This window comes from Psychrobacter immobilis (assembly GCF_904846225.1).
Classification (GTDB): Bacteria; Pseudomonadota; Gammaproteobacteria; order Pseudomonadales; family Moraxellaceae; genus Psychrobacter; species Psychrobacter immobilis_F.
In genome coordinates this window covers 100064-110730 of record NZ_CAJGZJ010000009.1, presented here as the reverse complement: position 1 = coordinate 110730, position 10667 = coordinate 100064, and the positions used below count along the sequence as shown (strand labels likewise).

General features: G+C 41.4%; 8 protein-coding genes. 4 read left to right on the top strand and 4 right to left on the bottom strand.

The window, feature by feature from the left end; all coding sequences use genetic code 11:
* Positions 1 to 184: 184 nt before the first annotated feature.
* Together JMX48_RS08195 and msrB are read right to left on the bottom strand one after the other, a co-directional pair.
* Positions 185 to 670, bottom strand: coding sequence for a glutathione peroxidase (locus tag JMX48_RS08195; RefSeq protein WP_201536504.1), 486 nt, complete (start codon positions 668 to 670; stop codon positions 185 to 187).
* A gap of 208 nt (positions 671 to 878) precedes the next feature.
* On the bottom strand, positions 879 to 1304 hold the full coding sequence (gene msrB / locus JMX48_RS08190) for a peptide-methionine (R)-S-oxide reductase MsrB (protein ID WP_201536502.1): 426 nt from the start codon (positions 1302 to 1304) through the stop codon (positions 879 to 881).
* A 480-nt stretch (positions 1305 to 1784) separates the two neighbouring features.
* On the opposite strand from msrB, the gene JMX48_RS08185 reads away from it, so the two are divergent.
* Complete coding sequence (locus JMX48_RS08185; RefSeq protein ID WP_201536500.1) at positions 1785 to 3437, top strand: aminotransferase class I/II-fold pyridoxal phosphate-dependent enzyme; 1653 nt, start codon at positions 1785 to 1787, stop codon at positions 3435 to 3437.
* A 90-nt stretch (positions 3438 to 3527) separates the two neighbouring features.
* Here JMX48_RS08185 and JMX48_RS08180 read toward each other — a convergent pair whose 3' ends face one another.
* Complete coding sequence (locus JMX48_RS08180; protein WP_201536498.1) at positions 3528 to 5135, bottom strand: inorganic phosphate transporter; 1608 nt, start codon at positions 5133 to 5135, stop codon at positions 3528 to 3530.
* A gap of 644 nt (positions 5136 to 5779) precedes the next feature.
* Positions 5780 to 7468 (bottom strand): ATPase, encoded by a 1689-nt coding sequence (locus JMX48_RS08175; protein WP_201536496.1) that lies wholly within the window; start codon positions 7466 to 7468, stop codon positions 5780 to 5782.
* 238 nt (positions 7469 to 7706) lie between these two features.
* Between JMX48_RS08175 and JMX48_RS08170 the strand changes: the two genes are divergently transcribed.
* The 3 genes from JMX48_RS08170 (at position 7707) to JMX48_RS08160 (ending at position 10589) form a co-directional block, all read left to right on the top strand.
* The gene (locus tag JMX48_RS08170; RefSeq protein WP_201536493.1) at positions 7707 to 8420 is read left to right on the top strand and encodes an FFLEELY motif protein; all 714 of its coding nucleotides are present in this window, start codon (positions 7707 to 7709) and stop codon (positions 8418 to 8420) included.
* Positions 8421 to 8525: 105 nt separating this feature from the next.
* Complete coding sequence (gene ubiE / locus JMX48_RS08165) at positions 8526 to 9647, top strand: bifunctional demethylmenaquinone methyltransferase/2-methoxy-6-polyprenyl-1,4-benzoquinol methylase UbiE (protein WP_201536490.1); 1122 nt, start codon at positions 8526 to 8528, stop codon at positions 9645 to 9647.
* 237 nt (positions 9648 to 9884) lie between these two features.
* Complete coding sequence (locus JMX48_RS08160) at positions 9885 to 10589, top strand: SCP2 domain-containing protein (protein WP_201536487.1); 705 nt, start codon at positions 9885 to 9887, stop codon at positions 10587 to 10589.
* The last annotated feature ends 78 nt before the right edge of the window (positions 10590 to 10667 follow it).

Sequence of the window (10667 nt, the reverse complement as noted above, 5' to 3'; positions counted from 1 at the left end):
CAACACAGAACTTAATTAAGTCCCCTTGCTGTGGGTGTGTATTATATAGATTTACACATGGCTGTCAAATAGTATTTGCCCTTTTTTTACATATTTTAGATGTTTTTATTGCTCATGGTGACAAGCATATGTTTTTATTGGTTTTATATTTTTATACAAAACCAATAATTTGCGACTTAAACGATTACTTACTGGCTAACGCTTGTTCGATATCAGATCTAATTGCTTCTGGCTTGGTGGTGGGCGCATAACGATCAATGACCTGCCCCTTACTATCAACTAAGAATTTCGTAAAATTCCACTTAATACCGTCTGTCAGTAAGCCGCCCTTTTGATCTTTAAGCCATTTATAGATTGGATGAGCCTCTGCGCCATTTACATCAACTTTTGCCATCATTGGGAAACTGACGCCATAGTTCTTTTGACAAAACGCACCAATCTCGTCATTGCTGCCTGGGTCTTGGCTGCCAAACTGATTACAAGGGAAACCGACGACGACCAAACCTTGTTCTTCATATTGCTTATACAGTGCTTCTAATCCCTCAAACTGCGGCGTAAAGCCACATTTGCTCGCGGTATTGACGATCAGCACTACCTTATCTTTATAGTCAGAAAAAGCTTGCGGACTGCCATCCATGCGCTCAGCGGTAAAATCATAAACAGTGCTCATCATTTATCCTTAAATTGATTGGTTATTTTTAATATTTTTAATATCTTTGGGTGCTTTTAAACAATAGTGCTTTTGAATAATACTACTTTTCAATCTACGTGATAATTTTCAATCTGCGTAGTAGATAGTGCTAATCATTAAAAAGGAAGCCTCACGTGCTTCCTTTATATACTTTTTGAGTAATGTAATCTACTAGTTATATTCGAAACTACTTTTCAGATTTGTCTAGATCGATAGACACTGAGTTGATGCAATAGCGCATACCCGTGGTCTCTTGCGGTCCGTCTGGGAAAACATGGCCCAAATGTGCACCGCAGTTGCTGCAGGTGACTTCTGTTCGAGTCATGCCCAGTGAATTATCGACGTGCTCTTCGATCGCACTGTTATCGATTCCTTGATCAAAACTTGGCCAACCACAGCTGGCATTAAACTTGCTGGTTGAGTCAAATAAGCTAGCACCACAGCCTTTGCAGCGATAGATACCATCATCAGTAGCATCGTTGTAAACGCCTGTGAATGGTCGCTCTGTACCCTTCTCACGCATTACATGATACTCGTCAGCACTTAAGCGCTCTTTCCAATCTGCTTCGGTCAATTGGGTAATTTCTTCTTTGCTAAGTTGATTGTCTTGCATAACTTATCCTTATTGAGGTATTTATTATCTACTCTGCTGCGTTTAATCTACTATTAAAGCTTCATCGCTATATTTTTATAAAAACGATGTGTTTTATCTTTTGGTTATCTACTCAATATTCAAGTCTTATCTCAAAAAATGACATTCGGATTGGAACGCGGGGCTTTGAAAGCATACAGATGAGTAAAATATAACAAATTATCTTAGAGTATCAATGAGTAAAAAGGTAACGCCATCATAATTTTAGTAAAATTACTTGTGTAAAGTATCAAAAATAAGAGAAGAGCAGTATTCTTCCTTATAAATGCAAGATATTCTTACATTCGTAATTGATTTTAAAATAACTTATATACAAGCTTGTATTGAAAGGATATATGCAATAATATCTTGCATTAGTCCTAGATTAACGCTAGATAATTTTTATATTTTGTCTCTCGTATTTTAGCTATTACAAATCTATTGATTAAGAACATTGAGATAATGATGGTCGATGCCAAAGATAAAGACACACAAGCTGAACGGCTAGTAAAGTTGCGCCGTGACAAAGGTCTTACTGCTGAGCAATTGGCGCAAGCAATGACAGCCGCAGGTGCAAAGGTTAGCCGCGGCGCAATCTCTAATTGGGAGCGAGGCACCAATGGCATTGTCTCATCCAAGTTACCAACGCTGGCGCGCCTTTTAGGCTGTAGCGAAGGCTATCTATTGCGTGGTGAGCTTCAAAATGAAGCTCATGATAATACAAATTCAATAAACGGTATTTCACAAGAGAGTAAAAATCCGAATGGCGCTATGGGCGCACATGTACAGCCTGAGGATAAAAATAATACTCAAATAAATACATCAATCCCATCCTCTGATACTCGCAAGCATTCACAAAACAACCCGATGAGTGGTCACTCTATGAACACGATTAAAAAATCTGATAAACTACAAAACGTTTGCTACGATATTCGCGGCCCCCTATTACAGACTGCCAATAAAATGGAGGCAGAGGGCAAACGTATATTAAAGCTAAATGTGGGCAACCCTGCCCCCTTTGGCTTAGAAGCTCCTCATGAGATTTTGCGTGATGTGGCGATGAATTTATCTGAGGCAACCGGTTACTCGGATTCGCAAGGGATTTTTTCAGCACGTAAGGCGGTATTGCAGTATTACCAATCAAAAGGATTGTTATCAGCAGTCGATGTTCGTGATGTTTATCTCGGTAATGGGGTCTCTGAGCTGATTGTGATGACCATGCAAGCGTTGATGAACGACGGTGATGAGGTCTTGATTCCGATGCCAGACTACCCGCTTTGGACGGCAGCGGCCAATCTATCTGGTGGTACAGCCGTACATTATCGCTGTAATGAAGAGGATAACTGGCACCCTGATATTGAGGACATAAAGTCTAAAATCACCTCTAAAACAAAGGGTATTGTGGTGATTAATCCCAATAATCCGACAGGCGCACTATATAGCGATGAATTATTGCGACAAATTATTGCAATCGCTAAAGCGCATGACTTAATCATTATGGCCGATGAGATTTACGATCGTATTCTTTATGACGATACAGTACATACGCCGATGAGCACCTTGACTGACGATGTGCTTGTCCTCTCCTACAATGGCTTGTCAAAATCGCACCGTATTGCTGGTTTTCGAGCTGGTTGGATGATGGTATCGGGTAAGAAGCATCACGCGACAGACTTTATCGAAGGCCTAGATATGCTGGCCTCTATGCGCTTGTGCTCAAATGTCCAAGGACAGTATGCGATCCAAACCGCGATGGGCGGTCATCAAAGCATGAAGGATTTGACCTCACAAAAAGGTCGTCTATACAAGCAACGTGAAATGGCGGTGTCGCGGCTCAATGCCATCAAAGGGATTTCTTGCACTATGCCACAAGGCGCGTTTTATTGCTTCCCAAAAATTGATCCCAAGATTTATCCTATCGAAGACGATATGGCATTTATGATGGATCTGCTGATTGAGGAGAACGTCTTAATGGTGCAAGGCACAGGGTTTAATTGGGACAAGCCCGATCATTTTCGCTTGGTATTTTTGCCAAACTTGAATGACTTAGAAGATGCGATGGATCGCTTAGATCGCTTCTTTGCTAAAAAACGTCAGCAATTTGGAACGGACTAGACGTTGAATTAATATAAAAAACGCTTATCGGCATCATGCCGATAAGCGTTTTTTATTATATTTACTGAATTAATAAATTTTAGATCGATATTAAAAGATGTTGCTTAATATAACATAACTGAGTGCTGACATCGCCGCCGCCGCAGGAAGGGTTATAATCCATGCCAAGCCAATCGGTTTCATTAACGCCCAGTTAGTGTCTTTATTAACCATACCGATGCCAAGTACCGCACCAACTAATGTATGTGTACTCGATACGGGCAGACCCATCGTAGATGCACCCATAACCACAGCAGCAGCAGCCAGTTCAGCCGAGAAGCCAGAAGCAGGATGCATTTTTGCCAAATTGGTACCGACTGTTTGAATGACTTCTTTACCAATGAACCAAAGACCCACGATAAGTGCCACACCAAAAGTCAGCATGACAGCAGGTGGTACAGCGGCTTCTGTCGCAACGCTATTGGTACGAATAACGTCCATAATCGCTGCAAAAGGACCAACCGCGTTGGCGATATCATTTGAGCCGTGACTAAAAGCAAAGGCCGATGCGGTAAAGACTTGCATCCAGCTAAACATAATAAATGTCGCTTTGGTCAAATCTTCTTTGTGTTTCCCGCGAATACTTTTGGTATAAATAAAGGTCGCAAGCCACACAAGCGCCGCTATCATGCCCATGATTAAAAAGCCTTGTAGCGTCGTCAAACCACTATTGACGTTTTGAAGACCCTTAAATACAACCAAGGAAGTCATAACCGCACCACCTGCAGCAGCAATAATAGGAACCCATTGCTTAAGTGCTTTTAAGGTATCAAGATTACCGCGCTCGTTCTCAATTTCATAAAGCTTTTTGTAGTAGTCAGTTTCTAAATCTTCAACGACACAATCATCATCTTTATAGATCTCTTGATCACGTAACATCGCTGACGTATAAGCCAGCTGCTCTGACTCCGTCAAACCATCTAAAAACTCTTTATGGTTATGCTTTAGCGTTTTTTTATTGCCCTTCAGAACCGCAATGTGCGCCTCTGTTTTATCATTATATTCAATGATGTTTTTCTTAATCTGGCCATATAAAAGGTAAGAAAAGACCCCGCCTAGCAGTGGTGATATAACCCAAGAAATTGCAATCGTTCCAATCGTGCCCCAATTCACAGTAGATAGTGCCATTTCGGTACCGCCTAATGTGATACCTAACACAATGGAGCTACCAACAACGCCGCCGATAATGGCGTGAGTGGTCGAAACGGGCAAACCTTTTTTGGTCGCGAACAACAGCCAAAATGCGGCTGCGATGAGTGCTGAGAGCATGACATAAATAAACTGGTTGGGCGTCACTGATAGACCATCTAAATCGACAATGCCACTTCGAATCGTATCTGTCACTTCACCGCCTGCCAGCACGGCTCCCGACACTTCAAATATCGCTGCGATACCCAACGCTTGCGGAATCGTTAAAGTCCCCGCCCCTACTGACGTACCAAAAGAGTTGGCGACATCGTTACCACCGATATTGAATGCCATAAACACACCAAAAGCAGTCGCTACAATAAATAGCGTCGTCTGCTGATGCATAGTGTAATCTAGACCCCACCACAAAAAGTAAGTGGTCATCGCAATCAGTAAAATGGCAAAAAATAGATTGATTCTCATAGAACCGACTGCTTTGGTTGGTTCTGTAGAACTGTTGCTAATACCCATACGTTAATACGTCCTGCGTAAGCTGATTGAAATTATATGTGATTGATGACATTGCATAGATAAAGTGAACAATGTGCTTTTTAAATGACGAACTTTGTTACGACTGTTTTGATAAACCATGCTAGCGTTTTCACTGAATTTTTTATGTTTAATCTTACTTAAATCAATTCATTAAGGTAAAAACACATCGCTCAATACGTCACAAAGCCGCAAGTAATATTGCTCAATCGTCTGATTACAGCATCTTGCGGCTTAGATATTTCATAGTGACATTATTGAATTAATATTTTAACTTTCGTAATGGTGCTTTTGATCTTAATACTTTTAATATCGGTGACTGGTACTGTAACGATCTTTGTTGGCATTATTAACGTACTTATATCAATAACATAACTCATGTCAACAATAAAGCCACTCTGTTTAATAAAGTAGTTTAATGCATAACAGGTGCAATTACGCGCCTATTATATTAAATATAATCACATAATGCATGATGATATTACAAGATTTGTAACTATCAGTGTGAGACTCAAATAACACTGTCATTTGAGTCTCAATGATGTGCTCTTTACATAGACGATCTGAGGTGTAAATACCTGTTTATGAAGCCTTATAAATAGGCATATTTTATTATAAAAAAAGCATTATCTTACGTCTGCTTCTGATAGCTGCTTGATTGCATGATCTAACACATCTAACCGTGCTTGGCGCTTCTCATTGGTTGCTATCACACACCATGGCGCGTCTGCTGTGTCAGTACGTGCGAGCATGTCAGCGGCAGATTGCACATATTCTGACCATTTATCACGGTTACGCCAATCATCATCTGTTAATTTAAATTGCTTATGCGGTGTCTCTTTACGATCCTCAAAACGTTTAAGCTGTTCCTTTTTGTCGATAGCCAACCAGTATTTTATGACGATTGTCCCTGCTTCGATCAAATCCGACTCAAACCGATTAATTTCATCATAAGCACGCTGCCACTCGTCATCACTTGCAAATCCTTCAATCCGCTCAACCAACACGCGCCCATACCAAGTGCGATCAAAAATGGCGATACGACTGATGCGTTCTGTTTGCTCGTTTGGTAGCCTTGTCCAAAACCGCCATAGATAAGGATGCTGTGCTTCGTATAACATTGGCGCACTGATATTATAAATTTGATACTCACGTGGGTCGAGTGGCGCCACCAATCTTTTGATTGCACCGCCCTTGCCAGCAGCATCCATCCCCTCAAAAGCAAAAACGATATGACGACCGTCGCGCGCGCGTAGCAGCTCAGCGAGACGAGCTTGCTTTGCAGCAAGCGCATCATGATAGTCAGACTTATCTATCCTTGAGCCCTCGATATCTTTTAAGTATTTTGGTATTTTTACAGGTTCGAATGTTTTTGGCTGACGTTTTTGTTTAGAACTTTTATCGGCGTTTGATTTATGAGAGGTCTTTTTATTAAACGGTTTATTAGACAGTGACTTATTGGGTTTACTACTCAATAGCGCAGTTTGCATGGCATGCAACACCTCATGACAGAAATGATTGGCGGCTTGAGATTTATCGTCACCATCTATAATAATCCAATCATCCTGCTGTCGTAACAAAATCGCTGCTACTTCATTGAATGTTTCGATCACTTTTTTATCATTCCAGTCAATCTGATACAAAAATTGTGGATCTGCTTCGTCATCATTTAGCCGTGTTTGTAATGTTCCGATGTCAACATGAAACCAGCACTTCAATAGTTTGGTTTGATTGGCGGCAAGGTCTTTTTCGAATGTTTGTAATTCAATCAATTGCTGCTGTAGATATGCTTGCCATTTCGCAATAGGAAGCGGGCTTTCATCATTTTTATTTTTTGACGGTTTATCATCGCTTTTACTGTCTGACATTGCCATACGCATGACGTTATAGAGAAGGTCAGCATACCAGTTGCCAAAATAAACCATCACATCACCATAACGCGGCATCGTCTTGGTATGCGCTTGCCAAATCGGTTGATGCACTAATGGACAGTAACCAATGGTAGCCTCAACCTTAAGCAGCCTCGGGTCTACCCACTCCCTCAGCTGCTTAACGGCGGTACCTTTGCCTGCCTGCTCCATGCCATTAACTAATACCAACAGCCCTGTTGGTTTATTAATGGTGGTTGGCTCTGCTTGCCGCGTTGCTCGCAAGGCATATTGAGCCGTGACCAGTGCCAATCTAAGCGAATCTTCATCCATAGAAAACGGATTTAACGGGTTGGGAGTTAAATATTGCTTGATAACCTGCGGGCTAAATTGTGCACTGACTGCTTGTGCTGCTGGTTCAGTCTTATTATTTTTATTTTTGCTCATAACGGTCATCATCCTATGATTGAAAGTGCATCAGCTTAATAATAGCACTCGACTCATTCAGTAAATAACACTGCTATGTAACAGTTTGACATTTGTATTCTGCTTTATTTTCTTTTAAGGTGAACAAAATCTTGAGAGCGTGTTTTAATAGCGACTCATAAGCATAAAAACTCAAAACCATTACGACCTATTTATAACCAATTTGATTAATATTTCTACTTTTATGGGATTACCTGCCATGTCTGCTTTAACCGATCTACAACAGCACTTAAGCCGTTTTTGGGCGCTGCCACATCATAACAATGCCGCATTAAATATCAAACTCAATGAGGTGCAATCGTGGCAACAAGCGCGCCTTAAGCATACGCATAGCGCGTTATTTGAACAACCAAAAAATAAACCAATGGCAGATTATTTCTTAACACAGTTATACGGTGGCGATGAATTCAAAATATTGGCAGAGCAATTAGAACGTATCCTTCCTAAAGCCAAAAAACTTGAACGCCTTGCCAAAGAGTCTTCTTTAGAAGCTGGCAGCATGGGTATTCAAGCGGCTATCTTAGCTATTGAGCTTGATTTACATTTAGCGCAGTGGTTGCTTGCTCAAGATTTAGCGGTTAATGAAGAAAACATGATTGCCGCCTATCGTGCTGTCGATGAAGCAAATGAGCGCCGCATGCAGATTAACAGTCTAAAAGAGGTCTGCTATCGTACCGATAAACATCTCAATTCATTTATGTTAAAAAAAGCCTTTGCCTTAGCCAAAGGCACGGCTTATCGCCATAACTTCCAACCACTTTATGACTTTATTGATGCAGGCTTTAAAGCCATGAAACCACTCAGTAGTGTGAGTAGCTTTATTGAACCATTTTGTGAGCGCGAGCTTGAGATTATTGACCAAGTTCATGATACGGATAATGGCGGTAAGCCAGTGTCGTTTGGTGTATCATAGGATTTATAATTCGCTTAGCCAATAGCTACTTTACATCTCTTCAAAAAATAATGACGAAAAGATAGCCAAAAAAACAGTCACAGAAATGAACAATAGGATAATGTTATGACCGATAATGCAAATAATAACAACGCTGACCTCGACCAAAACGCTACAAGCAACGGCCACTTACAAGATAAATTGGTCAGAGACAGTATCACCCACAATCAAAGTATTACTGCCCAAGTACAAGCGCGTCAAAGCCCTGTCCCTAATGCGACGCTTAATACTAGTGTAGACAGCAGTAAAAATAATAGTTTTACGCAAGTCCAAGACCTACCAATGGGAACGCCACAAGGCCAACAAACCACTATGCCAAATAATAATAGCAGCAACAACGTCAATAACAATACGGACCATTCATCTGCCCAAGCACAGACAGCCAAACAAACCCTTTTTAACCAACGTGATGACATCAATAACCCACATACTTCTGATACTGATGGTAATGAAGAAACGCATTTTGGCTATAAAACTGTCAATAAAGCTGAAAAACAGGCGCGCGTGGCCGATGTTTTCACCTCAGTTGCCAAAAAATACGACATCATGAATGACTTGATGTCATTTGGTATTCATCGTCTATGGAAGCGTTATGCGATTAGCTTATCGGGCGTTCGTGCAGGTCAGCATGTGCTTGATATCGCTGGCGGTACGGGTGATTTGGCCAAAGTATTTAGTCGTGAAGTCGGTCGCAACGGTAAAGTAGTACTCTCGGATATCAACGCTGCGATGCTAGAGGTGGGCCGTGAGCGCTTGATTAACGCTGGCTGCAATAACGTTGATTTCGTCTTGGCTAATGCTGAAACACTCGCACCATTCGATGACAATAGCTTTGATTTGTTAACCATTAGTTTTGGCTTACGTAATGTCACAGACAAAGATGCGGCTTTAAAATCCATGTATCGTGTGTTAAAGCCGGGCGGTCGTTTATTGATTTTGGAATTCTCAAAACCTGTATTTGAGCCATTGTCTAAAGCGTATGATTTATACTCATTTACTGCTTTGCCAATTATGGGTAAGTTGATTGCCAATGATTCTGAAAGTTATCAATACTTGGCTGAATCGATTCGTATGCATCCTGACCAACAAACGCTAAAACAAATGATGCAACAAGCTGGTTTTGAAAATTGTGATTATCACAACCTAACGGCTGGTATCGTCGCCGTGCATCGTGGTTTTAAAGCGTAAGAGTAATCGTTTATAGTTTAAAAACTGTCACAGCGCTACTGGGATGAATTTTCGAAGCCTCTGGCGTGCGAAGCGCACAGCAAGCGAGGAAAATTTATACCAGTAGTGCATGACTATTCGTTTATCAATTCTGCTTCTCTATCAATATATCGTAGCGATAATATATCTTAGTAATAATGGACACTGATAAACCCTGCGCCTGCCTCAAAGGCGCTTAATTGAATATGCGAGAGCCTTATGCTGACTGTCTTACTTTTGGCTGGTGCCGAAAAGCTGATTAATTTTGCTATTGCTAGTGATGAAATTACCAAAGCTGGGCTTGCACCACTTGCAGGCAAAGTATTGCGACTGAATATGGCTATGCCTGAAATTAGTTTGGATATTTTATTCACCCATGAGCGTTTGCGTTTTGAGCCAGTAACGATGGATAGCGTGTTTGAACCAAGTGGCCACATGGATGAGCGGCAAAAAGCTAATATGGAACGCGCACGTATCGGGCATAGTCGTCCAGACTGTACCATTACCGTCGACAATCCAGCCCAGCTGCTGAATCTGATGCGCGGTACCGAGGGCAACTTGCCTATCGCTGGTGATTACAAAGTGCTGATCCAGCTTAAACAGCTGGTAGCAGGTTTTGATCCCGATGTCGCAGGTCAGCTTGAACCATTTATTGGTAGAGCGATGGCCAGCCAGTTACATCTGCTCATATCACAGCTCAAAGGCGGCTGGCGTCATAATGCCAAACGTGCTTTTGATGATGTGAGTGACTGGGCCAATGATGTGGCAGGCAATAGTCCCGCGGATCCAGTAGAGCTGGCAGAAGTAAATAACCTTAAGCAACAACTATTAAAGCTGCGTTCTGATGTCGAGCGTGAAGAAGCCAAACTTGCCGCCCTCAAAGATGAGCAGGCACGTTTTCTTAATAACTCGTTTCATCAATAGCTTATGCCGTCGATGATAGCTAAATCTTATTATTGACAGTATTATCTGTAGATAAGTACAGCGTCCACCCTATTTTTG